The sequence below is a fragment of the Pseudarthrobacter sp. NCCP-2145 genome, from assembly GCF_023708005.1.
In the GTDB taxonomy this organism is placed as follows: Bacteria; Actinomycetota; Actinomycetes; order Actinomycetales; family Micrococcaceae; genus Arthrobacter; species Arthrobacter oxydans.
Genome location: NZ_BRCG01000004.1, coordinates 110,328 through 136,960 on the forward strand (window position 1 = coordinate 110,328; position 26,633 = coordinate 136,960).

Sequence of the window (26,633 nt, forward strand, 5' to 3'; positions counted from 1 at the left end):
GCTCTTAACCGGCAGGGGGCGCCATCCCCTCAGGGGTGGCGGCCACTGCCGGTTGATTAGTGCGTGCAGCACAAGGTGCTGCGCAGGCCTCAGGCCCGAAGGATTGCCGTGAGCCGTTCGGTATCCTGGCGCGCACGTGAACGGCCCAGGTAGATGGCGGCCGCCGTTGCGGACGCGGCTCCGAGCACGATCGGCAGGACCCATGGAATCCAGGTGCGTCCCGGCAGGTATCCGAATCCGGCGGCCATCAGGATGATCCATGCCAGGGCTGCCACGGCCACGGAAACCCCGGCGGGCACGCCGGCCCCGTACTTGGCATGCCGCTTGTCGTTTGCCCAGACAATAAAGCCTGCGGCGGCGGCGGCCAGCACAACGATGGTCAGCGAAAGCATGGTCCTCCTTGGGCTATGGGTGGTTCGTCAGCAGGCCCTAGAACTGGCCGAAACCTACGCGCCGTGCTTCTTCGGCCCCGATTTCCACGTAGCCCAGGGCGTTTCCGGGAACAATGATCAGGCGTCCCTTGTCATCCTTCAGGCGGAGTTCGCTGCCCTTGGTGATGGCGGCCTCCACGATCTTGGCTACCGAATCCGCGTCCTCATTTGATTCCAGGACAATTTCGCGGCCGATATTCTGAACGCCGATCTTAATTTCCACAGGGGCCTCCCAGCCATTCACATTCGTTGGTTATGTCTTATTTGTAGTCTAGGACTCTTTGGGGAAGCGAGAGATTCCGCGCCAAGCTAAACGGTAGATGAGGTCGCTGGCAACGTCGAGGTCCAGGTTGCCGTCCGTTTCAAGCCAGTAGCGGGCACTGACCTGCGCCATTCCAGCGAGTCCCCGGCCCAGGAGTTGCGCCTCCAGATGGGGGAGCTTGGTGTCCTCGGCGATGACGCGCGCGATGGCGTCGGCAAACGTCCTGTTGAAGGTTTCCAGCCGTGCGCTGACGTCCGGGTCATTGATCAGGTCCGACTCAAAAACCAGCCGGTGGGCCTGGTCATCGTTGGCGATGAACTGGAAGTAGGCCCGCATGACGGCCTGGACGCGCTCGTCATTGTCCGTGGTGGAGTTCAGGGCCCCCAGCATGAGGTCCGTCAGGGACGCAAGGTGGCTTTCCAGCAGGGCCAGGTACAGCTCCCGTTTTGAGGGAAAGTGCTGGTAGAGCACCGGCTTGCTGACATGGGCCGTCTCCGCGATTTCATCCATGGCTGCACCGTGGTAACCGTTGGCCACAAAGACTTCCTGGGCTGCCATGAGGAGCTGGGCGCGCCGCTCGTCCCGGGGAAGCCTGGCTGACCGTTGGCCTGCAGGACGCGAGGGCGTTTGCGGTTCGGCGGCCGGCGGGCGGCTAGCCCGTGCTTCATGGACCACGGTTGTCCTTCTTTCGTTGCAGTTAACTCCACTTTACTGCGGGGTAATATGACCGGGCGGTATCCCGGGGCATACATTGAAGTATGGCTTCGACAATCAGCGCAAATGTTTCACCTGTGTCCCTGGATCCGCTGGTGGAACCGGCAGCCGACCTCACCGCCGCAGAGGTGGAACGCTACTCGAGGCATCTCATCATTCCCGAGATCGGCGCCCTCGGGCAGCGGCGGCTCAAGAACGCAAAGGTGCTGGTGATCGGCGCCGGGGGACTCGGATCCCCTGCCCTCCTGTACCTTGCGGCCGCCGGCGTGGGCACGCTGGGAATCATCGACGACGACGACGTTGACCTCAGCAACCTCCAGCGCCAGGTCATCCACGGGGTGGCGGACGTTGGCCGCCCCAAGATCGAGTCGGCACGCGATGCCATCGCCGCGCTGAACCCGCTGGTGGACGTCCGGCTGCACAATGTCCGCCTGGATGCCTCCAACGCCCTGGAACTGTTCGCCGGCTACGACCTGATCCTCGACGGCGCGGACAATTTCGCCACCCGCTACCTGGTTAATGATGCTGCCGCCATCCTGGGAAAACCCTACGTCTGGGGCTCCATTTTCCGCTTTGACGGACAAGTCAGCGTGTTCTGGGAAAAGCACGGGCCCACCTACCGGGACCTCTACCCTGAGGCTCCGCCTGCTGGCTCTGTGCCCTCCTGCGGCGAGGGCGGCGTGTTCGGCATGCTGTGCGCGGCCGTGGGGTCGCTGATGGTGACCGAAGCGGTCAAACTGATTACCGGCGTCGGCCGTTCCCTGCTGGGGCGGGTGGCGCTGTTTGATGCGCTGGGCGGAAGCTGGCGGGAGATCCGCGTTTCCAAGGACCCGGCGGCGGAACCGATCACGGAGCTGACGGATTATGAGGCCTTCTGCGGGATTGCGCCGGCAGGACCGGCGGACACCGAGCATTCCGTCACGGCCGCGCAGCTCGCCACCATGCTGGCCTCCCGGAAGGCGGGCCTCAAGGACTTTGACCTAGTGGACGTGCGGGAACCGGGCGAGCACGACATTGTCCGCATCGACGGTGCCGTGCTGATCCCGCAGGGCAGGATCCTCGCGGGGGAGGCCTGGGCGGAACTCCCGCAGGACCGCGACATCGTGTTCCACTGCAAGGCAGGCACACGGTCGGCCAACGTCCTGGCCGCGGCCAGGAAAGCGGGCTACCAGCGGGTCAGCCATCTCGACGGCGGCATCCTCGCCTGGGTGCGTGAGGTGGAACCCAACAAACCCGTCTACTAGGACGCTCTCCCACTTGATGTCGGTTAAACAGAAACGCTCTATCTCTTACTGCAGGAAAACCTGAAACCCTCCTTCACCTCCCAGCAGGGGGTGAGGGAGGGTTGCCGGGAAAAGCGCGTCAAGTGAGAGAAGGCCTTTAAAAAGGGCTCAGAATGTGAGGGGGCGTTGCTGCGGGAACGGCCGGTCAGGCGGTTTCGAGGCCGCGGTGGTCCACCGGGCATTCGGCCTGCGGGGCCGCGGCGGCCGGCTGCTCCACGGTGATGCCGTAGAGGGCTTCCAGGGCTGCCACGTAGTCGTCCTGCTGGCCGTTGGCGGCAAGCTCGCGGGCGCGCACCGTGGGTACATGGAGCAGCTGCTTGACCATGCGGCGGAGAGCGAATTCCACTTCCTCTGCGGCGGCCGTGCAGCCGTGCCGGGCCCTGACCTTTTCCATTTCCGCGTCCAGGACGCTCATGGTGTGCCGTCGCAGCGCAACTATGGCCGAGTCCACGGACCTGACCTCGCGCTCGTGTTCGAACGCCTTGGCGGCGCCGCTGACGATGCCGCTGGCCTGGGCCAGCGACTCGGCCTGCTCCTGGGGGGCCGCAAGGCGGACTGACTCCAGCGTGAGGAGCTCCACGCCGTCCAGTTCGCCAACCCCGGGGTCGAAGTCGTGGGTGAGTGCAAGGTCGATGGCAATCAGCGGCTGCGGCGAATCCGCTCGGACGTCAGCCAGTTCATCGGCTTCCACCCTGGTGTCGGAACCGCTGCATCCGATCATCACGTCCGCCGCCGCCACGGCCGGCCGGAGTGATTCGGCGTTGAGGGCGATGCCGCCCCTGGTCGCCACGAAACCTTCGGCGCGGCCGGAAGAGGAGAAAACCGAGATGTCGGTGCAGCCGCGTTCGCGCAGGAGGGCCATGGTGGCGCCGGCGTAGGCTCCCGTGCCGAAGACCACGACCTTCTTGCTGGACCAGTCCGGATTTTCCGACAGGTCCGTTGCCAGATCCAAAGCGACGGACACGATGGACAGGCCCCGGGAGCCGAGGGCGGTCTGCGCGCCCACATCCTTGGCGGTCTTGGAGGCCGCCTGGAACAGCCGGACGAGGCCGGAACTGGCCGTGCCTTCATGCTGTGCGGTGATAAGGGCACGCCTGACCTGCCCGGCGATTTCACGTTCTCCGACCACGGCGGAGTCCAGGCCTGCGCTGACGGCAAAGAGGTGCTGGCTGACTTCCGGACCGGTGCGGGTGCTGAAGGAGCGTGAGACGAGGGGTTCGCTCAGTCCGCTGACTTCGCTGATCTTGGCCACCAAGGCCGCGCGGGCAGCCTCCACATCATCAGGATGGGGGGCCTCGCCGTAGATTTCGTAGCGGTTGCAGGTGGCAAGGACAATGGCACCCGTCACTGCCGGCGATCCGGAGAGGGCGGATGTGGCGATCCCCGAGGAACCGCTGCTCAACTGAGCAACGGTCTCAAGATCGATGTCGGCGTGTGTAGCCACCAATGAAAAAAGAACCACAGCAGGACAATCATAGCTTTTTCGTTACTCGGTAGAACAACTCCAGGCGCGGGCCAGGGCACGAGAAGGCTGTGATTCCCGCCACGGCGCGGCCGGCGCGCCTCCGGATGACACTTTGTCGTTATCTTTTGTAGCCGATTTTGGGCACAATCAGAGGCATGACTTCCAGCCCTGCCATGTCCCCTGCCGGCGCACTCGCCGCAGACCACCCGCTGCTGGACGGCCGCACCGCAGATTCCCCGCTGATCACGGCCTACCGCGGCGGCAAACCGTCCCGGCGCCCGGTCTGGTTCATGCGGCAGGCCGGACGCTCCCTGCCTGAGTACCTCAAGGTCCGCGAAGGCGTCGCCATGCTGGACTCCTGCCTCCGCCCGGAGCTGGCTTCCGAAATCACGCTCCAGCCGGTCCGCCGCCACGACGTTGATGCGGGCATCTTCTTCTCCGACATCGTCATTCCCCTGAAACTGGCCGGGGTAGGCGTGGACATCGTCCCGGGAGTGGGGCCTGTCCTGGACACTCCGGTCCGCACGGCCGCTGATGTGGCAGCGCTGCCGCAGCTCACCTGGGAGTCACTGGAACCCATCCGTGAAGCGGTCCGCCTCACCGTGGCCGAACTCGGCAGCACCCCGCTGATCGGCTTCGCAGGTGCACCGTTCACCCTCGCTGCTTACATGGTGGAGGGCAGGCCGTCCCGTGACCACCTGGGCCCGCGCACCATGATGCATGCCGATCCTGAAACCTGGAACGCCTTGGCTAACTGGGCGGCAGACGCCTCCGGCATGTTCCTGCAGGCACAGCTTGAGGCTGGCGCCTCCGCAGCCCAGCTGTTCGACTCCTGGGCAGGTTCGCTGGGCCTGGCCGACTACACCAGGTACGTGGCGCCGGCCTCGGCCCGCGCCCTGGACCATGTACGGCACCTCGGCGCTCCGCTCATCCACTTCGGCACAGGCACGTCTGAGCTCCTGGTCGCCATGCGTGACGTAGGGGTGGACGTGGTGGGCGTTGACTACCGCCTTCCGCTCGATGAGGCCAACCGGCGGCTGGGCGGCACGGTGCCCCTGCAGGGAAACATCGACCCCGCCCTGCTGCCGGCACCCTGGGAAATCCTCGAGGCCCACGTCCGCGACGTCATAGCCGCAGGCTCGGCAGCCCCCGGGCACGTGGTCAACCTGGGGCACGGCGTCCCGCCGGAGACTGATCCCGCCGTCCTCACGCGGGTGGTTGAACTCATCCACTCCATCTCCCCGGAGTAGTCCCATGGGCAGCACGCCGGCACAGGCCCGGACCGCGCTGGTCCTGGGCGGCGGCATGTCCGGACTGCTGTCTGCCCGGGAGCTGGCTTCCGCCGGCTATCAGGTCACAGTCCTGGAGGCCGGAACGGAATGGGGCGGTTGCGTGGGCAGCCACACCGTAGCCGGCCTGACCCTGGACAGCGGCGCGGAATCCTTCGCCACCCGGTCCGACGCCGTTGCGCGGCTTGCTGCTGAGCTCGGCCTTGCCGGCAGCATTGTTCCGCCGCGGCCCGGCGGAGCCTGGGTCCAGCTCCCGGACGGCCCGCGCGAACTTCCCAAGACGGGCATCCTGGGCATCCCGGCCAACCCCTGGGACCCGGAAGTCCGGAGGTCGTTGGGCCCGGTGGGAACCCTCCGGGCCGCGCTGGACAGGTTCCTGCCGGCGTCGGTGGGGACGGCGGACGACGTCATCAGCGTCTCCGCCCTGGTGAAGGCACGCATGGGGAGCAGGGTCCTGGAACGCCTGGTGGCGCCGGTGGTAGGAGGCGTCCATTCCGCGGATCCCGGACTGCTCGACGTCGACATGGTGGCACCGGGGCTTCGCGCCGGAATCAGGCGGCACGGCTCCCTGGCTGCCGCGGTTTCCGCGCAGCGTCGCGCCGGCGCAGGGTCACCTGCGAACAGCGGCCCCAGGCAGGAGCCCCCGGCTCAGGCAAAGGCGGGCTCTGCCGTTGCCGGCCTTGAACGCGGGATGCACACGCTGGTCACCGCGTTGGTGGGTGACCTCCGCGACCGGGGGGTGACGCTCCTGTCCGGGACGCCTGCCTCAGCGGTGGTCCGGATGCCTGAAGGGTGGCGGGTCAGCTCCCACGGAGCAACGTTCGACGCCGGCACGCTGGTTGTGGGCGTGGACGGTCCGGCCGCCGTCGACCTCCTGGAAGCCGCAGTCCCCGCGCTGGCGGGGCGCCGGCCCCCTGGCGGGCCGGACGTCAAGCTCGTCACGCTCGTCATTAACAGGCCCGAACTGGACCGCCGGCCGCGAGGCACAGGCATCCTGGTGGCGCCCCAGACCCCCGGCATCGAAGCCAAGGCCCTCACCCACGCCACCGGCAAATGGGAATGGCTGGCTGAAGCGGCCGGTCCTGGCCGGCACGTGGTCAGGCTCTCATACGGCCGGGTGGACGGGGCCGGCGGGCAGCCCGGCGGGCCGGACACCGACGATGAGCTCTTTGCCGCGTCCCTGCGTGATGCACAGGCCCTGCTGGGCGTGGCCATCGCAGCGGAGGACGTCGTGGACTGGGATGTGGTCCGGTGGCGGGGGTCCCTGCCCTTCGCCGCCGTGGGGCACCGCGCCCGCGTGGCGGAGATCCGGAAAGCCTGTGCTGCGGTGGGAAACCTGGCCGTCGTAGGCGGCTGGGTGGCCGGCAACGGGCTGGCAGCTGTGGTCTCCGACACGATCGAACAAATCCAGAACATGGACTGCTGACCGTCACTGCTGGTCAGGGCCCGGTGACCGCCGAGGGACCCCTGCCAAAGAGCTAAGCCGCTGTTTTGTCCGGCTTTTATTTCGCTTTGCGATGTGGCTAGGGTCGATGACTATGTCTCACAACAGGTCCGAAATTTTCACGTCCCGGACCGGTATCCATGGGGGAATCCGGCGCAGCACTGCAGCTGCGGCGGTCGGAGCGGTACTGGTCCTTGCAGCAGGCGTCCCGGCGTCCCAGGCCGAGGAGGGGGAGCCTCGGCCCGGCAGCAGTTCGGCTCCCGCCAGGGAGGACGCCCCGGGTCAGGGCGGGGGTGGCGAGGGCGCATTCAAGAGCGCCGGCAAGGAACCAGGCGCGGAACCACACACGGAACAAACGGACGACGGCGGCAGGCCTGCCAGGCAGCCGGCTGCCCCGTCTCCCGCTCCTTCCACGCTGCCTGTTCCCACAGCCCTTCTTCCGGCTATCACGGCTTCGCTCGCTCCCTCAGCCACGGCCTCGCCCTCGCCTGCAGCGTCAACGCCCCTTCCGCTGCCGTCAGGCGTGCCGGTCACCCCGTCACCAACGCTTGCCGTCCCAACTGTTCCGGTGCCCTCCTTGACCTCGCTGGGGACTCCGGCCGAGAGCGCGGCGCCTGCCGCCTCAGCCCCATCCACAGCGGCCGGCACTCCTTCCGGAACGCCCGTGCCGTCGTCGGAGGCTGGCGCCCGGGCGGACAGCCCGGCCGCTGACGGACACGGCTCGAGCCTGGCCGGGGCAGGCAAGTCCACTGCAGGCCTGCCCGGCACGGAGCAGCCAGGCGCTCAGGGGGACGCGGCTGCGCCGCCGCAGGCAGCCAGCCCGGACGCCGGGGCCAGCGCGGCGGGCGCTCCCGGAGCAGGCGAAGCAGCGCAGCCCGTCCCCACCGGGGAACCGGGTGGGCGAATACCCCAGGCGGGCGCGCCGTTGCCTGGCGGCAGGCAGCATGTGGGCTCCTACATCAGCACGCAGCCGCAACTGGAGGCAGCGATGGTTGGACTCGGCCTGGGGCTGGTGGGCCTGGGCGCGGCTGCGGGTGCGGTCTACCTTCGGTTGCGGAAGCCCTAGAAGCCGGGCAGGCCTGCCGGGCGAGTCCCCGGATGTGACGTTGAGCACTTCTACGGCTTGTAGAAGTTGTTGGTTTCGACTTGACGGGTATGAAGGGGCAAACTTGTAACCATGAGCCACACTTCTGCCGAATCTGTCACTAAAACCGAAGAATCAGCCGAGCAGTTTTTCACCCTCTGGACGGTATTCAAGCGCTCCGAAACCCTGATCCGCAGCGCCGACGCCGCCGCTGACTTCGAGGCCCTCCTGGAACGGCTGGCCCGGGCCGGCGTGACGCACCGAGGCAGCTACGACGTCTCCGCCATGCGGGCAGATGCTGATGTCATGGTGTGGCTCCACGGTCCCAGGCCGGAAGCGCTGCAGCAGGCCATCCGCGACATCCGCCGCAGCACCCTGTTTGCGGGCACCGAGATTGTCTGGTCCGCCATGGGCGTGCACCGTGAGGCCGAGTTCGCCAAGAACCACACGCCCGCATACTCCCGCGGGGTCGCGCCGGCGGAATGGCTGTGCGTCTACCCGTTCGTCCGCTCCTACGAGTGGTACATCCTTCCCGAGGAAGAGCGGGGCGCGATGCTTCGGGAACACGGCCTCCTGGGCCGGGAGTTCCCGCAGGTCATCTCCAACACCGTTTCTTCGTTCGCCCTGGGCGACTGGGAATGGATCCTGGGCCTTGAGGCCCCCGAACTGGTGGACCTGGTGGACCTGATGCGCCACCTGCGTGCCACCGAGGCACGCAACCACGTCCGGGAGGAAGTCCCGTTCTATACCGGACGCCGGATTTCCCCGGCAGAAGTAGCGGAGGTGCTCGCATGAGCCAGCTTGACCCCACAAACGCCGGCGGCGCCGCCGTCGTCAACCCTGTCACCGAGGCAGGGCGGATGGCACCCAAGAACTACGACGCCGTCCTCCTCGCCTCCTTCGGTGGGCCGGAAGGCCAGGAGGACGTCATTCCGTTCCTTCGCAATGTCACCCGCGGGCGCGGCATTCCGGATGAGCGGCTGGAGGAGGTCTCGCACCACTACCGCGCCAACGGGGGCATCAGCCCGATCAACCAGCAGAACCGCGAGCTCAAGGCCGCCCTGGAAGCGGAACTCGCTGCCCGCGGCATCGAACTGCCGGTCCTCTGGGGCAACCGCAACTGGGCGCCGTACATTCCGCAGACCCTGCAGGACGCGTACGACGCCGGCCACCGCCGCCTCCTGATGATCACCACGAGCGCCTACTCCTGTTACTCCAGCTGCCGCCAGTACCGCGAGGACATCGGCATGGCGCTGACCGAAACCGGCCTGGACGGCCGGCTCGAAGTGGACAAGGTGCGCCAGTACTTCGACCACCCCGGGTTCGTGGAGCCGTTCGTTGAGGGCACCGCCGCCGGCCTCGCGGAAGTCCGGGAAAAGCTCGCGGCCGCAGGCACTCCCGATGCGCCGGTGCAGATCCTCTTCGCCACCCACTCCATCCCCACCCGGGATGCGGAGGCCGCGGGCCGCTCCGAAGGCGAACCGCGCGAATTCGCGGAAGGGTCCGCCTACGTGGCCCAGCACCTCGCCACGGCTGCCGCTGTCATCCAGCGCGTGGAAGAGGAATCAGGCCTGACGGCACCGTGGTCCCTGGTGTACCAGTCCCGCTCCGGGGCACCGCACGTGCCCTGGCTGGAACCGGACATCAACGACGCCATCGAGGAACTGGCCGGCCAGGATGTCAAGGGAATCGTCATCGTCCCGCTCGGCTTCGTCAGTGACCACATGGAAGTTGTCTGGGACCTGGACACCGAAGCCCTGGAAACCTGCGCCAACCTGGGGCTCACCGCCACGCGCGTCCCCACACCCGGCACGCACCGCAAGTTCGTCAACGGCATGGTGGACCTGATTTCGGAGCGTACGGCGGCCAACAACATCGCTGACCGCCCGGCACTGACGGACCTCGGTCCCTGGTACGACGTCTGCCGGCCAGGGTGCTGCCAGAACTTCCGGGGCGAAAAGCCCACCATTGCCGGCGCGGACACAACCGTGGGCACCGGGCACGACGCCTATCCCGGCGAAGCAGGCGCCAGCCAGCCAGCGGCGGCCGGGGGAGCGCCGCAGCAGTGACGGTCCGGATCGGCACCCGCGCCAGCAAGCTGGCGCTTACCCAAACGCAGCAGACAGCGGACCAGCTGGCCGCCGTCGGAGGCTTTCCTGTGGAGCTCGTCCACATCCGGACCGACGGCGATGTCCTGACCGGCTCGCTCTCCCAGATGGGCGGCACCGGCGTTTTTGTCGCCGCCCTGCGGGATGCGCTGCTGCGCAACGAATGCGATGTGGCCATCCATTCGCTCAAGGACCTGCCCACCGGGGCGGCCGTTGGGCTCAGCCTCGCGGCAACGCCGCGGCGGGTGGATGTCCGTGACGTCCTGTGCGCCCGGGACGGGCTGAAACTGGCTGACCTCCCCGCGGGTGCACGGGTGGGCACCGGCTCGCCCCGGCGCGCCGCCCAGCTCCGCGCCGCACGGCCGGACCTGGAGATCATCGACATCCGCGGCAACGTGGACACCCGCCTGGGCCGCGTCCCCGGGCTGCCGGGCAACGCCGTCACCGACGTGGTGCCCGGCAAGTCCTGCGACCTGGACGCCGTGGTGCTGGCCGCCGCAGGCCTGGAACGCATCAGCAGGCTGGATACCGTCAGCGAGTTCCTCGAAACGGACGTTATGCTTCCCGCCGCCGGGCAGGGGTCGCTGGCCATCGAGTGCCGCACGGCCGACGCCCCGCCCCGCCCCGGCTCTGCCGAGGGCTCCAAGGACGTCCTGGCCCAGGCGCTCAGTGCACTTGACGATCCGGACACCCGGCTCGCGGTCACGGCTGAACGGGCCCTGCTGGCCCGCCTGGAGGCCGGCTGCGCGGCACCGGTTGGCGCCTACGCCTTCTGCAAGGGCAGCATGCTCTACCTGGAAGCCGTGGTGTGCGCCGTGGACGGCACGGCCTCGGTCCGGGATAAGCGCGCAACCGACGGCCTCACTGAGGTGGGTGCCACGCTGCTGGGCATTGAACTGGCCGAAGTCCTGCTGGCCGCCGGTGCCGCGGACATCGCAGACCTGCAGGCCTCCTGATTCCGGCCATGCGATTGCCTGTCCAGTGCGTCCGGCAGGCCCGGCCGGGACGCGGATAAACATGCGGGACAAGGATCGGCCGCGGGAGCGGCCACTGGCCGGGGCGCGGGTATTGATCACGCGCAGCCCGGAGCGGTCGCTGGCCCTCGTGGACGCGCTGCAGGATGCAGGTGCCAGCGCACTCCTGCTGCCCTTGATCGACTTCGAGCGTGCACCTGACCAGCACTCCCTCGATGTGGCCTGCGATGCCCTGGGCGCCGGGGCTTTCGACTGGCTGGTGGTCAGCAGCGCCACCACAGTCCATGTGCTCACGGCCAAAGCCGCCGAACGTGGACTGGTGCCTGCCCAGTGGATCCCGGCTGCCACCCGCATAGCCGCGGTGGGGGCGGCGACGCGCAAACTCCTGGAGGACCGGGGGCTGGCCGTGGCACTGACACCAGCGGATGACCAGTCCGCGGCAGGCCTGCTCGCTGTGTGGCCGGAAGCGGGCGGCAAGGTCCTGCTGCCACAGGCCGACATCGCGTCACCGCGCCTGGCGGAAGGCTTGTCGGCAGCCGGAAGTTCCGTGACGTCAGTGACCGCATACCGCACGGTCGACTACCCCGCCGCGGCGGAGCGCAGGCTGGCCATCCCGGCGGAAGGCGGGGGAGCGGCCCTGCAGCCGCCGTCGTACGCCCTGCTGACACCTGAAAGCGCCGCAGCTGAACTTGCGGATGGCCGCCTCGACGCCGTCATTGCCGCTTCCCCCAGCGCCGCCCGGCGCATCCATGGGCTGTCCCCGCTGCTTGGGTGCCGGTTCGTGGCCATTGGGCGTTCGACGGCGGACCAGGCCGCCGCTTTGGGCATACCGGTGGCTGCCATCGCGGCTGAGCCGTCGCCGGCAGGGCTTGTAGCCGCCGTCGCGGCAGCGCTCATCGCAGCGGAGGATGCAGGCGGAGAACCACCCTGACACGCGGGACGCCCGCCAGCGGCCACCCACTCACCGCCCGAACCAACGCCAAGGACAGGACCATGACTTTTCCCAGCCACCGCCCCCGCCGCCTGCGCACCACGCCCGCCATGCGCCGGCTGACCGCCGAAACCCGCCTGGCACCGGCGGAACTCATCCTTCCCGCCTTCATCCGTGAAGGCCTCACGGAACCCAACCCCATCACCTCCATGCCGGGCGTTGTCCAGCACACCACGGAAACCCTGAAGCGTGCTGCTGCTGAAGCGGTGGAGCTCGGGCTGGGCGGCATCATGCTGTTCGGCATCCCGGAAACGCGGGACGCCGAGGGAACGGCGTCCCTCGACCCGGATGGCGTCCTGAACAAGGCCATCAGGGACGTGCGCGCCGAGGTGGGAGACGACCTGGTGGTCATGAGCGACGTGTGCCTGGACGAATTCACGGACCACGGCCATTGCGGCGTGCTCGACGCCGACGGTTACGTGGACAATGACCGCACCGTGGAGATTTACGCACGCATGGCCGTGGCCCAGGCTGACGCCGGCGCCCACATGCTGGGCCCCTCCGGCATGATGGACGGCCAAATCGCCGCCATCCGTTCCGCCCTGGACGGTGCGGGCCACACCAGCACATCCGTTATCGCGTACTCCGCCAAGTACGCCTCCGCTTTCTACGGTCCGTTCCGTGAAGCTGTCGACTCCCAGTTGAAAGGCGACCGGCGGACCTACCAGATGGACGCCGGAAACCGCACTGAGGCCCTTCGCGAGGTGGAACTGGACCTCGCAGAGGGGGCCGACATCGTGATGGTCAAACCGGCCATGAGCTACCTGGACATCGTGGCCGATGTCGCCGCCATTAGCCCGGTACCGGTGGCGGCGTACCAGATCTCCGGCGAGTACGCCATGATCGAGGCCGCCGCCGCCAACGGCTGGATCGACCGGCGCGCCGCCATCACCGAGTCCGTGCTGGGCATCCGGCGCGCCGGCGCCCACATGGTCCTGACCTACTGGGCCGCCGAACTGGCCGGCTGGCTGAAGGAGTCCTGATGACCGACACCCCGGCTCCCCGATCCGCAGCGGCTCCCGAGGGCCCCACCGCCCCGGTGGGACCTGGCCGGATCCTCCTGGGCCTGAACACGTTCGGCGATGTCGGTGAGAACCCGGACGGAAGCCCGCAGCCGCATGCCCGGGTGCTGCGCCAGCTTCTCGAAGAGGCCCAGCTGGCGGACGCCGTCGGACTCCATGCCTTTGGCGTGGGCGAGCACCACCGCAAGGACTACGCGGTGTCCGCGCCGGAAGTCTTCCTCGCCGCCGCTGCCGCCCGCACCACCCGGATCCGCCTGGGCTCGGCGGTTACCGTCCTGAGTTCCGATGATCCCATCAGGGTGTTCCAGCGGTTCTCCACCGTGGACGCCATCTCCAACGGCCGTGCCGAAGTCATGCTGGGCCGGGGCTCCTTCATCGAATCGTTTCCGCTGTTCGGACTGGACCTGGCCGACTACGAGGTCCTGTTCGAGGAGAAACTCGAGCTGTTCGACAAGGTCCGGGCGCAGGAACCGGTGCACTGGGAAGGCCGCACCAGGCCCGCCGTGTCCGGGCTGAGCGTGTACCCGCCGCTGGAGCGCCACCTGCTGCCCACCTGGATCGGAGTGGGCGGCACACCGGAATCCGTGCTGCGCTGCGCCCAGTACGGCTACCCCATCATTTTCGCCATCATCGGCGGGCAACCGCGCGCCTTCCGTCCGCTCGTGGACCTCTACCGGGAAGCCATGGCCAAGTACGGCCACCCCATGCAGCAGGTGGCCACCCATTCACCCGGACACGTGGCCGACACCGACGAGCAGGCCAGGGAAGAACTCTTCCCGCACTGGCTGAAGCTGCGGAACAAGCTTGGCGCCGAGCGGGGCTGGGGACCGGCGGGCAGGGGCGAGTTCGACGCCCTGTGCGCACCCGAGGGCGCCCTCTACGTCGGCTCTCCCGAGACGGTGGCCCGGAAGATCGTCCTGCTGAAACAAAACCTGGGCGTCGACCGGTTCGACCTCAAATACAGCAACGGGCCGCTGCCGCACTCCGCCATGATGCGCTCCATTGAGCTGATGGGCACGGCGGTGGCACCCCGCGTGGCAGAACTGCTCGGCACCTGACGCACCCGGCAAAAGACAGCGCCGGCCACCTGAGAGAATAGGATCCATGACTTCCAGCAACCCTCGCAACGAGGAACTTTTCGATCGCGCCCGCCAGCTCATGCCGGGCGGGGTCAATTCGCCGGTCCGTGCCTTCGGGTCCGTGGGCGGAACGCCGCGCTTCATGGTCTCGGCCAAGGGTCCGTACCTGACCGACGCCGACGGCAAGGAATATGTGGACCTGGTCTGCTCCTGGGGTCCGGCGCTGCTGGGCCACGCCCACCCCGCCGTGCTGGACGCGGTCCACGCAGCCGTGGACCGTGGACTCTCCTTCGGCGCCTCCACCCCGGATGAGGCGAACCTGGCCGAAATCGTCAAGGAACGCGTTCCCGCCGTCGAACGCCTCCGGATGGTGTCCACCGGCACCGAGGCCACCATGACCGCCGTCCGCCTGGCGCGCGGCTTCACGGGACGCAACCTCATCATCAAGTTCGCCGGCTGCTACCACGGCCACCTGGACGGCCTCCTCGCGGCTGCAGGTTCCGGTGTCGCCACCCTCGCCCTGCCCGGCTCCGCGGGTGTCACGGAGGCCACCGCCGCCGAAACCCTGGTGCTGCCCTACAACGACCTCACCGCCGTCAAGGAAGCATTCGCCGCCCACGGGCAGAACATCGCGGCCGTGATCACCGAAGCCGCCCCCGCCAACATGGGCGTGGTGACCCCGGGGGAGGGCTTCAACCTCGGCCTGTCACGCATCACCCGTGAGCACGGGGCACTGCTCATCGTGGATGAGGTGCTCACGGGTTTCCGTACCGGCTACTCAGGCTACTGGGGGCTTACCGGCGGTGCGCCGGACGCCGCCGAGCCGTGGACCCCGGACCTGCTCACCTTCGGCAAGGTCATCGGCGGAGGAATGCCGACGGCGGCCCTCGGCGGGCGTGCCGACGTCATGGACTACCTGGCCCCCACGGGTCCCGTCTACCAGGCCGGAACGCTCTCCGGAAACCCGGTGGCGATGGCGGCCGGTGTGGCCACCCTGACCCACGCCACCCGGGACGTCTACTCCTTTATCGATGTCCGCTCGCTGGAACTTTCCTCGGCACTGTCCAGCGCCCTGGACTCCGCCGGGGTGGACCACTCCATCCAGTTCGCCGGCAACCTGTTCTCGGTGGCGTTCGGCACCTCGGCCAACGGCGTCCACAACTACGCCGATGCCCAGGCGCAGGAGAGCTTCCGCTATGCGCCGTTCTTCCACTCGATGCTGGAGGCCGGGGTATACCTGCCGCCGTCGGTCTTCGAAGCCTGGTTCCTCTCCGCCGCACACGATGACACCGCGATGAACCGGATCTTCGACGCACTGCCGGCTGCAGCGAAAGCTGCCGCCGCGGCGCAAGCCTAGCTCCGCCGTCGTTCGCCCTTCCTCAACACAAAGAAATCCCCGCCTCCTGGACATTGCCCCCTTGCGTGCAAGGGGGCAATGTCCAGGAGGCGGGGATTTTCTGTCGGTGCCTGCCTGTGAACCTAGAGGACGTCCGAGAGGAAGCCCTTCAGCCGGTCCGTCCGGGGCGCGGTGAAGATCTGCTCCGGCGGGCCGGATTCCACGACGACGCCGGCATCCATGAAGGTCACGGTGTCCGACACGTTGCGGGAGAATCCCATCTCGTGGGTCACCACCACCATGGTCATGCCACCCTTGGCCAGGTCGGCCATCAGCGCCAGGACGCCTTTGACGAGTTCCGGGTCAAGGGCAGAGGTCGCCTCATCGAAGAACATGACCTCAGGCTTCATGGCCAGGGCCCGGGCGATGGCCACACGCTGCTGCTGTCCACCGGAAAGGTTGGCCGGCCGGGAGTCGGCCTTGTGCTTCAGGCCCACCAGGTCCAGCTGTTCCAGGGCTTCGGCGCGGGCCTGCTCCTTGGACAGCTTCCTCAGCTTCCGCAGCGCCAGGGACACATTGTCCACCACCGTTTTGTGCGGGAACAGGTTGAACTGCTGGAACACCATGCCGATCCGCTGGCGGAGTTCGTCAGGGTTGTCCTTCAGCACCGAACGGCCGTCCAGGAGGATGTCGCCCTGGTCGGGTTCGATCAGCCGGTTCATCACGCGCAGCAGCGTTGACTTGCCGGATCCCGACGGGCCGATCACGGAGGCCGTGGTGCCCTTCTCCACATGCAGGTCAATGCCGCGGAGAACATGGTTGTGGCCGAAGGAAAGGTGCAGGTTCTTGCCGGTCAGGGTTCCGGAAGCGAATTCCGTCATGCCTGTGCCCCCTTGCCGATAGGCGCTGCCAGCTCGTCCGGTTCCTTCTTTTCCGGCTTGCCGGTCCGCAGCCGGTTGTCGATGAAGTTCACGAAGTGCGTCAGCGGAACGGTCAGGATCAGGTACAGTACCCCGGCCGCCACCAGCGGTGACAGGTTTCCGGTGTTGGCCATGGCGTCATTTCCGATCCGGAAGATTTCCCGGTCCGAAGCAGCGAGGCCAAGCATGAACACCAGCGAAGAATCCTTCAGCAGCGAGATGAACTGGTTCACCAGTGCGGGCAGGACCCGCCGGATTCCCTGCGGCACCACCACCAGGCGCATGGAACTGCCGTAGCTGAAGCCCAGCGCCCGGGATGCCTCCAGCTGGCCCTTCTCAACGCTCTGGATACCCGAACGGAATATTTCACCGATGTAGGCAGCCGCGATCAGGGTCAAAGCCAGGATGCCCAGGGGGTACGGGTTCCGGGACCCGGTGATTTCCCTGGCGATGGGGCTGAGCCCGATGCCGATGACCAGGATCACCAGGATGGCGGGCAGGCCACGGAAGATGTCGGTATAGATACGTGCCACCCACCGGGCTCCCGCGTTGCGGGAAATGCCCATCATGGCCAGCGCGAGACCCAGCAGGGAACCGAAGATGCCGGAAGCCACAGCCAGTATCAGCGTGTTGGGCAGGCCCACCATGAGCAGGGCGGGAATGACTTTGGCCATTTCCTCCCAGTTGAAGAAAGTGTCGGCCAGTTGGTCCAGGAGATCCATAAACGTCCCGGCTCAATCAGCTCTGCGGAACCGTGGCGGCCTTGCTGCCCGGCTTCCAGTCGGCCGGCATTTCGCGGTCCGGGTACCACTCCTTGGTCAGCTTGGACCAGGTTCCGTCGGCGATTACGGCGTCCAGGCCGGAGTTCAGCGCGTCGATCAGCGGCTGGTTGTCCTTGGCCACGGCGTAGGCCGTGAAGTTCTGCGTGTTGACGACGGATTCGGCGATGACCGTGCCGTCGCCTTCCTTGACCTGGCCCGTGGCCTGCTGGGACGGCGCCACCCAGGCGTCCACCTGGCCGTTGCGCACGTTGGCGTACACGGTGGCGTAGTCCGGGAAGCGGATCGGCTCGAGCTTGAGGGTGTTGGTGACGTAGTCGTCCTGGACGGTGCCCTGGACCACGCCGATGCGGAGGTCGCCGGTGAGGTCGGCGAAGCCCTTGACGTCGCTGTCGGTCTTGGCAACCACGGCCATGAAGCCAAAGTCGTAGCCGTTGGTGAAACCGACGTTCTGGCGGCGGGCGTCCGTGGTGGAGATGGAGGAGGACCCGACGTCGAACTGCTTGGTCTGGACCTGGGACAGGAGTGCCGAGAAATCGGTGGCGACGAATTCGACCTCGAGGCCGAGCTTGCCGGCGATCGCGCGCAGCAGTTCGTTGTCGTAGCCCGTGAACTTGCCCGAGGGGTCAATGAAGATGTTCGGCGGGGCGTCGGACAGCGTGCCCACCTCAAGCTTGCCTTCGGTGTTCAGGCCCAGCTTGGTTGTGTCGATCTGGTCGATCGGGGTGACGTCGGCGGTGGTGTACTTGTCCAGCGTCTGCTGGTCGCTGCCGGCGAGGGCGTCCGTGGGTGTCCCCGACGGCTCGGCGGACCCTGAGCCGCAGGCGGCGAGGGAGACAGCCAGGGCGAGTGCCACGGGAGCCGTGGTGAGCCACTTCATCGCTTTGATTTTCATCAGGTTGTCGCTTTCATCTGAGTCATTAGTCAACCGGGCCGCGAGGCTGCGCTGGTGGCGCCTGGCACCTGCCCGGCGCTGTTCAAGCACGGCAAGGCAGGGGTGACCGCAAAACTTTATTCTCTCACCTGGGGTTTTTCGGTGAACTCTCAAACAAAAGCACTGGCGGCATGCTCAGGAGCAAATATTATTCGATGTTTGGGCAATACTGCGCTTCGACCGAGCGGTCTGCGCAATGTAGCGCCGAATACCGGAGGTGGTTGCCTGCCCGCCTATGTGAAGCCCTGTTACTGTGACTTGCCTCGCATCCGCGCGGCAGCACTATGTCAGAAACCGCCGAGGCTCGCGTCCTGCGGGGGAAGTACCGGCCAGTCGCCCTCGATGACGGCAGCCGGCTTGGTCTTCCGGAGGTAGCCCTGGAAGTCTGCCGCCTGGCTGGTGGCCCAGTCCACCTGCAGCTGGTGGAGCTGGCTTGCGGGCATCATCAGCTTCGGGAATTTGCCGGCCATGGCGTCCAGGACCCGCAGCGTTGCCAGGGCATCGGCCGCAGAGGTGTGGGCATTGTCCAGTACCACGCCATACTCCTCGCACAGCGCCGTCAGGGTGCGCTTGCCCTTCCGGTAGCGGTCCACCTGCTTGTTCATGATGTAGGGATCCAGGACCGGGAAGCGGCTTAGCTGGGGCACGCCATAGCGCGCCGATTCCGCGGCCAGGACAGTGAAATCGTAGCTTGCGTTGAAAGCGATGACGGGGATATTCGTGTCAAAAAGGTCCTGCAGGACTGCGGCAAGTTCCTGCGTCACCTCATGCGCGGGCCTGCCTTCCCGACGGGCCTTTTCGGTGGTGACACCGTGTACGTCGCTGGCTTCCGTGGGAATCTCCACCCCGGGATCGGCCAGCCACTCATGTTCCCTGATGACGTCGCCGTTATGGTCCACCACCGTTACGGAGGCCGTGACAATACGTGCAGCCCGCGAGTTGCGGCCCGTGGTTTCCAGGTCGAAAGCTGCGCGGGGGAGGGTGTTCCAGGTGCTCATATGTCAACGCTAAAGGGCACCACTGACAATTCCGTGGAGCGCCACTGCCGCTAGATTGGATCAATGCGGATTGAGTACGTGGAGGCGGTGCTGGCCGTCGTGGAACTGGTGCCCGCCGCATCCGCCGTGGCGTACGGCGACGTTGCCGAGCTGCTGGGGTCCGGCGGCCCCAGGCAGGTGGGCGCCGTCATGAGCCACCACGGGAGCGGCGTGCCCTGGTGGCGGATCCTCAAGGCGAGCGGCCATGCACCCGCCGGGCACGAGGCAGAGGCCCTCCGCCACTACCTTGCCGAGGGGACGCCCCTCCTTGGTGCCTACCTGGAATACCAGCGGACCCGGGAAGGGCGCTGGCGGGTCGATCTTCAGGCCGCCCGGTGGGCGCCCGCCGAAGATGAACTGGACGTGATTGATGCCGTGGCCGAGGAGCTGGAGCGGCGGCTGCATGGATTGTCGGTGGCTGATGATGGAATGTCTGTGTGACAGTAACAACGCCCTTCACTGGCCCACGTGACGAGTACAGGGACGATTCCGCGGAAGGTCCTGCACCTGATGCTGACACAACGGCGGGCCCTGGAGCCGGCAGCACGGACCGCAGCCAGGGAAGACCGGCCGCGACAGGCCTGAAGCTGCTGCCACCCCGCCACGTCCATGCGGCAGAGCCGCTGCTGTCGGCGGACCAGCAGGCCGCGGTTGATGTACCCCAGGGGGCCGGGCCGGTACTGATGCCCGGTGCCCCGGGAACCGGTAAGACCACCACCCTCGTCGAGGCCGCCGTCCGCCGGGTGTTCCGGGACGGCGTGGATCCAGAGCGCATGCTGATCCTGGCACCAAGCCGCCTCGCAGCCGACACCCTCCGCGACCGCTTCACCGCACGGCTGGACAGGAGCCTGAGCACAACGCCGGCGCGTACCTGGGCGTCCTACGCCTTCGATGTCATCAGGCGCGCCAAAGCTGAAGGGCTTCTTTCCTTGTCCAGGCCGCCGAGGCTCCTCTCCGGGCCTGAGCAGGACCTCATCATCAAGGAACTCCTTGAAGGACACCGCCTCCCGGGCCTGGAACTGCCCTGGCCTGCCGATATGGAGGGGGCGCTGGAAACGCGCGGCTTCCGGCAGGAAGTCCGGCAGTTGTTTGACCGGATCATTGAATCAGGGCGCACTCCGGAGGACGTGGTGCGGCTCGGACGTGACTGCGGCAGGCCTGACTGGCTTGCCGCTGCCGCGCTGTATTCCGAGTACCGGGATGTCCTGGACCTTCGGATGCCGGAGGCTTTCGACCCCGCCGGGATCATCACGGCCGCCCGGCAGGTGTTCCAGGATTTTCCTGCGTTCCTGGCCGCGGAACGGGAGCGCCTGCAGGTCATCCTCGTGGACGACATCCAGGAGGCCAACCCCGCAGTCTTTGAGTTGCTGGCCGACATAGCCGGAGGCAAGGACTCCTTCGTGGCCTTCTGCCCGGACACCGTCGTCCAGGGCTTCCGCGGGGCAAGGCCGGACCTCGTCGCGGAACTGCCGCACCTGCTGTCGCCGGGGGCGCCTGTGGTGGAGCGTCCGCTGCGGTATGCCCACCGGCAGGGGACCAGGGTTTCCGAAGCCTGGCTAAGTGTCGCCGGACGGATCTCCCAGCGGGCGGGCGGCCAGCTTGCCAGGCGCCTCGACCAGCCCGGCGGCGACAGCCCGGAAGGGGCAGTGGAGGCACACCTTGTTCCGTCCGCCGTGCACGAACTGCGGTACGTGGCCCAGCGGATCCTGGACCAGCACATCAACCACGGCCGTGACCTGGCCGACGTCGCGGTCATTGTGCGCAACGGCGCCCAGGTCAGCGAGTTCCAGCGGTATTTGTCCGGACAGGGGATCGCCGTGCGTGTCCCCGTGGCAGAGTCCGCTGTCCGGGACGAGGTGGCCGTCCGTCCGCTGCTTGATGCCTTCGCCATCGCGCTGGACCCGGCACTGCTCACCCCCGAAGCCGCAGTATCGCTCCTGACCTCGCGGATCGGCGGTGCGACGTCCATCGAGCTCCGCCGGTTGCGGCAATCGCTGAGAAGGGAAGAAATCCTGGGCGGCGGAGGCCGTACCAGCGACGCACTGCTGGTCGAAGCGCTGCTGGAGCCTAATGCGCTGTCAACCCTTGGCATCGAGGGCCGCGCCGCACGCCGGGCGGCACGCATGATCCAGGCAGGCAGCAGGGCGGCTGCTGAACCCGGCGCCAACGCCGAGTCAGTCCTCTGGGCCCTCTGGAACTCCACCGGGCTCGCCGGCGCCTGGACGGAGACGGCCCTTTCCGGCGGACCGCACGGAGCACGCGCGGACCGCGACCTGGATGCCATGATGGCGCTTTTCCACACCGCGGAGCGTTACGTTGACCAGGTGCCCGGTGCGGGTCCTGAGCAGTTCCTTGAATATCTCCTGAACCAGGAGCTGCCCATGGACACCCTTGCCGCACGCGCACAGGTGGACGACGCCGTCGAGCTGATGACGCCTGCCAGCGCAGCCGGACGTGAATGGCCGGTGGTGATTGTTGCCGGCCTCCAGGAGGGCGTCTGGCCCAACACCCGGCTCCGCGGCGAGCTGCTTGGAAGCACCCTGTACAGCGATGCCGTGGAGCACGGCCCAGGCTACGCCCTGCAACGGGATCCCCTAAGCCGGCTTCGCGATATCCGGTATGACGAGCTCCGGAGTTTCTCCACAGCAGTCTCCCGTGCCCGCGAACTGCTGCTCTGCACCGCCGTATCCTCCGAAGACGACCAGCCGTCCTCGTTCCTCGACTATGTGGCGCCCCTGGCTCCCGGCCAGGAAACCCGCGGCTTCACTCCCGTTGAGCGTCCCATGACGCTCCGCGCGCTTGTTGCCGAACTGCGGCAGCACGCCCAGCTGGACGGACATGACGCTCCGCAGGCGGAGGAAGCGGCCAGGGTGCTTGCACGCCTGGCCAGGGCGGAGCCGCCCGTTCCGGGCGCGCATCCGCAGAGCTGGTGGGGTCTTCCCCCGCTGAGCTCCGAAGCGGCGGTGGTTCCACCCGGCGGCACGGTGTTCGTGTCACCGTCAAAAGTTGAGACAGTCCAAAAATCACCGCTCGACTGGTTCGTCCAGGCCGCAGGAGGTGAGGCTGCCACCGACTTCGCACGGAGCCTGGGCACCCTGGTCCACGCGATTGCCCAGGAACTCCCGGACGCCTCCGGCTCCGAGTACGTCGCGGAACTCGTCCGGCGCTGGCCCGCGCTGGGAATGAAGGACAATTGGGAGGGCAGGCTTGATTTCCAGCGTGCCGAGTCCATGGTGCGAAAGCTGGCCCAGTATGTCCTCCTGATGCGGAGCGAGGGGAGGAGCCTCGCAGGCGTGGAGCAGGAATTCGAGGTGGCGCTTGGAACGGTCCCTGTTGATGATGCCCCGGACCGCGACGCCGTCCTGCGCGGCCAGGTGGACCGGCTGGAGATCGACGCTGAGGGCCGTCTGGTGATCGTGGACCTGAAGACGGGGAAACGTCAGCCCGGCAAGGGGGAGCTGGCGCGGCATCCGCAGCTGGGTGCCTACCAGGCAGCGGTGCTTGCCGGCGGGTTCGACGACGGTCCGGGCGGCCAGGCGGGACCGGTACCCGGCGGGGCGGTACTGGCCCAGCTCGGAACCGGAGCAAAAAATCCGGCCATCCAGCAGCAGGACCCGATCGATCAGGAGGACAACTGGGCCCTGGACATGGTGAAGGATGCAGCTTCGGTGATGGGCGGCAGCGCCTTCGAAGCGCGGCACGATCCATCCAAAGGCAGCCACGGCGGCCACGGCTGCCGGCTCCCCGAAGTTTGTCCGTTGTGCGTGCGTGGAAGGCAAGTGACTGAATGATGCAGGACGTGCAAGAGCAGGGGTCGTCCCTTGCCGCCGGGCCTTCAGGCGCCCTGGCCTTGGCTGCCCGGGAAGCAGCACCGGCCGCCACACCGCCCCGGCCGCGGTTCAGCCCGGAAGAGCTTTCCGCGCTGCTGGGTGAAAAAAACGTGCCGACGCCGGAACAGTCGGCGATCATTTCGTCGCCGCTGACCCCGCGGCTGGTTATTGCGGGGGCAGGATCGGGGAAGACAGCCACCATGGCGGACCGCGTGGTGTGGCTCGTGGCCAACGGGTGGGTCAGGCCGGAAGAAGTCCTGGGTGTGACCTTTACCCGGAAGGCTGCCGGTGAGCTGGCATCGCGCATCCGTGCGAAGCTGGCTGCCCTCCAGCGGCTGGTTGCCCAGGACAAGATGGCCCAGGACACGGTTGGCCGGGAAAGGGGTCACACGGTTTTCCCCGAGGGGCTGCTCAGCAGCGACGCCCTGGAACCGAAGGTGTCCACCTACCACTCGTTCGCCAGCGGCATCGTCTCCGACTACGGGCTCCGGCTGGGGGTGGAGCGTGATGTGGTCCTGCTGGGCGGTGCGCAGGCCTGGCAGCTGGCCAGCGAGGTCGTGGAGGCCTACGACGGCGAATACGGACATTTCCGGGCAGCAAAGTCCACGCTGGTGAAGGCAGTCATCCAGCTGGCCGGTGAATGCGCCGAGCACCTCCAAGAACCCGAGGACGTCGAGGCCTGGCTGATGGCGCGGTTGTCCGACTTCGAGTCACTTCCTTACCTTGCCGACAAAAAGAAGAATCCCCCGCAGGCAGCGGCCGATCTCGCCGGAATGCTGCGGACCAGGGCTTCCGTGGCCGACATGGTGGGACGCTATGCAGAGGCCAAACGGGCCCGCGGTGCGCTGGACTTCGGCGACCTGGTGGCCCTCGCTGCCCGAGTGGCACGCGAAGTCCCCCTGGCTGCGCAGATGGAGCGGCAGCGCTACAAGGTGGTGCTGCTGGACGAGTTCCAGGATACGTCCCACGCCCAGCTCGTCCTGTTTTCAAGGCTCTTCGGCGGCGGACATGCGGTGACGGCCGTGGGTGATCCCAACCAGTCGATCTACGGATTCCGCGGAGCCTCGGCCGGGCAGCTCTTCCATTTTGTCCGGGAGTTTCCGGTGAGGCTGGAGACGGCCCCCCAGGGGTCGGAAGAAGGCGCCGCGGGGGAGCGTCCAGCGGAGGACACCGGGACCTGGGCTCCTGCGCCGACGTCCTACCTGACGACGGCCTGGCGGAACGGCCGCTCGATCCTGGCCGCGGCCAACGTCATGTCCGAGTCCCTGGGACGGGCGGCCGCGCAGCGCGGCCCCGCCGGCGGGGGAGGGGCCGTGGCCCCCGAAGTTCCGCCGCTGCAGCCCAGTCCGCACGCGGCGGCAGGATCCGTGGTGCTGGGCCGGTTTGCCAGCGACGTGGACGAAGCTGCCGCGCTCGCTGACGACATCCTCAAATACCGTGTGACGGACTTTGAGCTCAAGCCCGACGGTTCCCCGGTTCCGCCCGCCATCGCCGTGCTGTGCCGGCGCCGTGCGCAAATGGAACCCATCCGGCGCCAACTGGAGGCCCGAGGCATCGCCTACGAGATTGTCGGTCTCGGCGGCCTCCTCGATACCCCGGAAATCGTGGATCTAGTGGCCACCCTGCGCGTCCTCGCCGACCCCGGCCGCTCCGACGCGCTGATGCGCCTGCTCGCGGGGGCCCGCTGGCGGATAGGCCCGGCAGATTTGATGGCGCTGAGGGACTGGTCCAGCCAGCTCGCCCGGAGACGCGGCCAGGCCGGAGCGGCTGATGACACCGTCCCGGATGCCGAACCGGCCGTCCTGGAAGGCGACCTGACGGACACCGCCAGCCTCGTTGAAGCCCTGGACTGGCTGCCGCGCGAGGGGTGGACCTCATCGAACGGCAGGTCCCTCACCCCGGCCGCACGCGGACGGATGCTTCGGCTTTCGGCGGAGCTGCGCCAGCTCCGGGGCTACCTGGGGGACGACCTCACCACGCTGCTGGGAGAAGTGGAGAGGGCCATGCTCCTTGACATCGAGGTCGCCGCCAGGCCGGGCATCAGCATCCACCAGGCCCGCCGGAACCTTGACGCCTTCCAGGATGCAGCGGCCGGCTTCCTGCGCACCTCACAGCGCGTGGACATCCTCGCCTTCCTGTCCTGGCTGGAAGCGGCATCAGCTGAAGAAAACGGCTTGGAAGCACCGCCAAGCGATGTCAACCGTGAGGCGGTCCAGCTGCTCACCGTGCATGCCTCCAAAGGGCTGGAATGGGATGTTGTCTTTGTTCCGGGCCTGAATGCCAAGGACTTTCCCAGCGACCGTGACTCGCGCTGGAGCAGCGGATCCGCGGCCCTGCCCTGGCCGCTGCGCGGCGACCGGGCAGACCTGCCCCAGTGGGACCTGGACCAGCCGGACCAAAAAGGATGGCTGGACGCGGAAAAGGACTTCAAGGCAGCCGTCCAGGCGCACGGGGAGTCGGAGGAACGCCGCCTGGCCTACGTGGCGTACACCCGGGCCAAGCACGTCCTCTGGGCGTCCAGCGCAGCCTGGGTGGGGTCGAGGTCCGGGCGGGCCGACATGTCACAGTTCCTGGCCGAGCTGGAGCCATTGGCTGCGCCGGCCCGCGAAGGTCTCCCGGTGCAGGCAGGCATCCACCCGCGGTCTGTGGAGGAGGCTTCGTTGCCGGAGGCCAGCCCGCTGACCCTCGATGTGGAGGTGGCCGGCTGGCCCTACGATCCCTTGGAGGGGCCGGTGGATCCCCGGACGGGTGGGCGCCTCCGCCTTGGCACGGGCCGCAGGGATGCCATGGAACGGGCGTCCGCCCGGGTGGCAGCTGCCCTAGAGTCCATGCACCATGGAAGGGCCCTGCCCCATGAGCGGGCCCTGCCCCTGCCGGATGCCGGAGCGCCCGCGAATGCTCTATCCGGCCAGGACAACTTCATGATGGTCCCGGCTCCGCAGCTCAGCGGTCCGGCTGCCGGCTGGGCGAGGGAAGCAGCACTGCTGCTGGAACGCCGGGCAAGGAAGTCGTCCGCCCAGGAGGTGCACCTTCCCACCCATATTTCCGCATCCACACTTGTGGACCTCAACGAAGACCCGGAGGCGGTGCTCTGGCGGCTCCGCAGGCCGGTGCCGCGTGAACCGGGCATGTCGGCACGGAAGGGAACAGCCTTCCACGCGTGGGTGGAAGAGTACTTCGGGAGTGCAGGCATGCTGGACCTTGGCGAGGCGCCGGGTTCCGATGACCACATCGATGCGGCCTACGACCTCGACGCCATGGTGGCCACCTTCAGGTCCTCCCCGTGGGCCCACCGCTCCCCGGCTTTTGTTGAGGTCCCGGTGGAGACCCGCGTAGGTGACGTTGTGGTCCGTGGACGGATCGACGCCGTCTTCCAGGACGCGGACGGCCGCTGGGACCTGGTGGACTGGAAGACCGGACGGCGGCCGTCCGGGCCCCAGCTGCGGACCCGGGCGGTGCAGCTTGCCGTCTACCGGCTGGCGTGGTCGCGGCTGAAAGGCGTGCCACTGGAGGATGTCCGGGCGGCCTTCTTCTACGTTGCAGACAACAAGATCGTGCGGCCGCATGACCTCGCATCCGCTGACCAGCTGGAGGAGATGGTGGCGGCTGCCTTCACCTCTGCCTGAAAGTGCGTCGTGGACGTCCTTTAGC

The 26,633-nt window shown here is 67.5% G+C and carries 22 protein-coding genes; 14 read left to right on the forward strand and 8 right to left on the reverse strand.

The features are described from left to right. Positions 1–89: 89 nt before the first annotated feature. The 3 genes from NFU08_RS04820 to NFU08_RS04830 are packed head-to-tail and all read right to left on the reverse strand — an operon-like array spanning position 90 to position 1,368. Positions 90–392 (reverse strand): hypothetical protein, encoded by a 303-nt coding sequence (locus NFU08_RS04820; RefSeq protein ID WP_104185045.1) that lies wholly within the window; start codon positions 390–392, stop codon positions 90–92. Positions 393–429: 37 nt separating this feature from the next. Then, positions 430–654, reverse strand: a complete 225-nt coding sequence (locus tag NFU08_RS04825) for a DUF3107 domain-containing protein (protein WP_174176440.1) — start codon at positions 652–654, stop codon at positions 430–432. Positions 655–702: 48 nt separating this feature from the next. Next, positions 703–1,368 (reverse strand): TetR/AcrR family transcriptional regulator, encoded by a 666-nt coding sequence (locus NFU08_RS04830; RefSeq protein WP_174176438.1) that lies wholly within the window; start codon positions 1,366–1,368, stop codon positions 703–705. Positions 1,369–1,451: 83 nt separating this feature from the next. On the opposite strand from NFU08_RS04830, the gene moeB reads away from it, so the two are divergent. Beyond that, the gene (gene moeB / locus NFU08_RS04835) at positions 1,452–2,651 is read left to right on the forward strand and encodes a molybdopterin-synthase adenylyltransferase MoeB (RefSeq protein ID WP_251421098.1); all 1,200 of its coding nucleotides are present in this window, start codon (positions 1,452–1,454) and stop codon (positions 2,649–2,651) included. 184 nt (positions 2,652–2,835) lie between these two features. Here moeB and NFU08_RS04840 read toward each other — a convergent pair whose 3' ends face one another. Continuing rightward, on the reverse strand, positions 2,836–4,152 hold the full coding sequence (locus NFU08_RS04840; RefSeq protein WP_251421100.1) for a glutamyl-tRNA reductase: 1,317 nt from the start codon (positions 4,150–4,152) through the stop codon (positions 2,836–2,838). A gap of 158 nt (positions 4,153–4,310) precedes the next feature. Here NFU08_RS04840 and hemE point away from each other — a divergent pair, with 158 nt between their 5' ends. From hemE to hemL, 10 genes are all read left to right on the forward strand, one after another. Next, positions 4,311–5,405, forward strand: a complete 1,095-nt coding sequence (hemE, locus tag NFU08_RS04845; protein WP_251421102.1) for a uroporphyrinogen decarboxylase — start codon at positions 4,311–4,313, stop codon at positions 5,403–5,405. Positions 5,406–5,409: 4 nt separating this feature from the next. Beyond that, positions 5,410–6,870, forward strand: coding sequence for a protoporphyrinogen oxidase (gene hemG / locus NFU08_RS04850; protein ID WP_251421103.1), 1,461 nt, complete (start codon positions 5,410–5,412; stop codon positions 6,868–6,870). A 112-nt stretch (positions 6,871–6,982) separates the two neighbouring features. Then, a complete protein-coding gene (locus tag NFU08_RS04855) occupies positions 6,983–7,954 on the forward strand; it encodes a hypothetical protein (protein ID WP_251421105.1) in 972 nt (323 codons plus the stop codon). A 111-nt stretch (positions 7,955–8,065) separates the two neighbouring features. Next, positions 8,066–8,767, forward strand: a complete 702-nt coding sequence (gene hemQ, locus NFU08_RS04860) for a hydrogen peroxide-dependent heme synthase (RefSeq protein WP_174176426.1) — start codon at positions 8,066–8,068, stop codon at positions 8,765–8,767. Beyond that, complete coding sequence (locus NFU08_RS04865) at positions 8,764–10,041, forward strand: ferrochelatase (protein WP_174176424.1); 1,278 nt, start codon at positions 8,764–8,766, stop codon at positions 10,039–10,041. Before hemQ ends, NFU08_RS04865 begins: the two co-directional genes overlap by 4 nt. Next, positions 10,038–11,036 (forward strand): hydroxymethylbilane synthase, encoded by a 999-nt coding sequence (gene hemC, locus NFU08_RS04870; RefSeq protein ID WP_251421107.1) that lies wholly within the window; start codon positions 10,038–10,040, stop codon positions 11,034–11,036. The genes NFU08_RS04865 and hemC overlap by 4 nt, the downstream gene beginning before the upstream one ends. 61 nt (positions 11,037–11,097) lie before the next feature. Next, positions 11,098–11,985, forward strand: a complete 888-nt coding sequence (locus NFU08_RS04875) for a uroporphyrinogen-III synthase (RefSeq protein ID WP_174176420.1) — start codon at positions 11,098–11,100, stop codon at positions 11,983–11,985. Positions 11,986–12,047: 62 nt separating this feature from the next. Further along, on the forward strand, positions 12,048–13,028 hold the full coding sequence (hemB, locus tag NFU08_RS04880; protein WP_251421109.1) for a porphobilinogen synthase: 981 nt from the start codon (positions 12,048–12,050) through the stop codon (positions 13,026–13,028). After that, on the forward strand, positions 13,028–14,125 hold the full coding sequence (locus NFU08_RS04885; RefSeq protein WP_251421111.1) for an LLM class flavin-dependent oxidoreductase: 1,098 nt from the start codon (positions 13,028–13,030) through the stop codon (positions 14,123–14,125). Before hemB ends, NFU08_RS04885 begins: the two co-directional genes overlap by 1 nt. Positions 14,126–14,171: 46 nt before the next feature. Continuing rightward, entirely contained in the window at positions 14,172–15,503 is a 1,332-nt protein-coding gene (gene hemL, locus NFU08_RS04890; RefSeq protein ID WP_174176414.1) for a glutamate-1-semialdehyde 2,1-aminomutase, read from the forward strand. 122 nt (positions 15,504–15,625) lie between these two features. On the opposite strand, the gene NFU08_RS04895 is transcribed toward hemL, so the two are convergent. The 4 genes from NFU08_RS04895 to NFU08_RS04910 form a co-directional block, all read right to left on the reverse strand. Beyond that, positions 15,626–16,363 (reverse strand): amino acid ABC transporter ATP-binding protein, encoded by a 738-nt coding sequence (locus NFU08_RS04895; protein ID WP_104185032.1) that lies wholly within the window; start codon positions 16,361–16,363, stop codon positions 15,626–15,628. Next, a complete protein-coding gene (locus tag NFU08_RS04900; RefSeq protein ID WP_066277429.1) occupies positions 16,360–17,124 on the reverse strand; it encodes an amino acid ABC transporter permease in 765 nt (254 codons plus the stop codon). The genes NFU08_RS04895 and NFU08_RS04900 overlap by 4 nt, the downstream gene beginning before the upstream one ends. Positions 17,125–17,140: 16 nt before the next feature. Next, positions 17,141–18,076 (reverse strand): ABC transporter substrate-binding protein, encoded by a 936-nt coding sequence (locus NFU08_RS04905; RefSeq protein WP_174176412.1) that lies wholly within the window; start codon positions 18,074–18,076, stop codon positions 17,141–17,143. Between the two features lie 326 nt (positions 18,077–18,402). Further along, positions 18,403–19,113, reverse strand: a complete 711-nt coding sequence (locus NFU08_RS04910) for a 3'-5' exonuclease (RefSeq protein ID WP_174176410.1) — start codon at positions 19,111–19,113, stop codon at positions 18,403–18,405. Between the two features lie 63 nt (positions 19,114–19,176). On the opposite strand from NFU08_RS04910, the gene NFU08_RS04915 reads away from it, so the two are divergent. From NFU08_RS04915 to NFU08_RS04925, 3 genes are all read left to right on the forward strand, one after another. Further along, positions 19,177–19,593, forward strand: coding sequence for an MGMT family protein (locus tag NFU08_RS04915; protein ID WP_251421113.1), 417 nt, complete (start codon positions 19,177–19,179; stop codon positions 19,591–19,593). Positions 19,594–19,733: 140 nt separating this feature from the next. After that, positions 19,734–22,943, forward strand: a complete 3,210-nt coding sequence (locus tag NFU08_RS04920; protein WP_251421229.1) for an ATP-dependent DNA helicase — start codon at positions 19,734–19,736, stop codon at positions 22,941–22,943. Between the two features lie 59 nt (positions 22,944–23,002). Continuing rightward, entirely contained in the window at positions 23,003–26,608 is a 3,606-nt protein-coding gene (locus NFU08_RS04925) for an ATP-dependent DNA helicase (RefSeq protein WP_251421231.1), read from the forward strand. The last annotated feature ends 25 nt before the right edge of the window (positions 26,609–26,633 follow it).

Bases quoted from the DNA above. Each gene is read 5' to 3' on its own strand.
- hemG (WP_251421103.1), top strand. From the start codon at position 5,410: ATGGGCAGCACGCCGGCACAGGCCCGGACCGCGCTGGTCCTGGGCGGC.
- NFU08_RS04910 (WP_174176410.1), bottom strand. From the start codon at position 19,113: ATGAGCACCTGGAACACCCTCCCCCGCGCAGCTTTCGACCTGGAAACC.
- NFU08_RS04865 (WP_174176424.1), top strand. From the start codon at position 8,764: ATGAGCCAGCTTGACCCCACAAACGCCGGCGGCGCCGCCGTCGTCAAC.
- NFU08_RS04895 (WP_104185032.1), bottom strand. From the start codon at position 16,363: ATGACGGAATTCGCTTCCGGAACCCTGACCGGCAAGAACCTGCACCTT.
- NFU08_RS04885 (WP_251421111.1), top strand. From the start codon at position 13,028: ATGACCGACACCCCGGCTCCCCGATCCGCAGCGGCTCCCGAGGGCCCC.
- NFU08_RS04915 (WP_251421113.1), top strand. From the start codon at position 19,177: ATGCGGATTGAGTACGTGGAGGCGGTGCTGGCCGTCGTGGAACTGGTG.
- hemL (WP_174176414.1), top strand. From the start codon at position 14,172: ATGACTTCCAGCAACCCTCGCAACGAGGAACTTTTCGATCGCGCCCGC.
- hemE (WP_251421102.1), top strand. From the start codon at position 4,311: ATGACTTCCAGCCCTGCCATGTCCCCTGCCGGCGCACTCGCCGCAGAC.
- hemB (WP_251421109.1), top strand. From the start codon at position 12,048: ATGACTTTTCCCAGCCACCGCCCCCGCCGCCTGCGCACCACGCCCGCC.
- NFU08_RS04900 (WP_066277429.1), bottom strand. From the start codon at position 17,124: ATGGATCTCCTGGACCAACTGGCCGACACTTTCTTCAACTGGGAGGAA.
- hemQ (WP_174176426.1), top strand. From the start codon at position 8,066: ATGAGCCACACTTCTGCCGAATCTGTCACTAAAACCGAAGAATCAGCC.
- NFU08_RS04905 (WP_174176412.1), bottom strand. From the start codon at position 18,076: ATGAAAATCAAAGCGATGAAGTGGCTCACCACGGCTCCCGTGGCACTC.
- NFU08_RS04855 (WP_251421105.1), top strand. From the start codon at position 6,983: ATGTCTCACAACAGGTCCGAAATTTTCACGTCCCGGACCGGTATCCAT.
- NFU08_RS04820 (WP_104185045.1), bottom strand. From the start codon at position 392: ATGCTTTCGCTGACCATCGTTGTGCTGGCCGCCGCCGCCGCAGGCTTT.
- NFU08_RS04875 (WP_174176420.1), top strand. From the start codon at position 11,098: ATGCGGGACAAGGATCGGCCGCGGGAGCGGCCACTGGCCGGGGCGCGG.
- moeB (WP_251421098.1), top strand. From the start codon at position 1,452: ATGGCTTCGACAATCAGCGCAAATGTTTCACCTGTGTCCCTGGATCCG.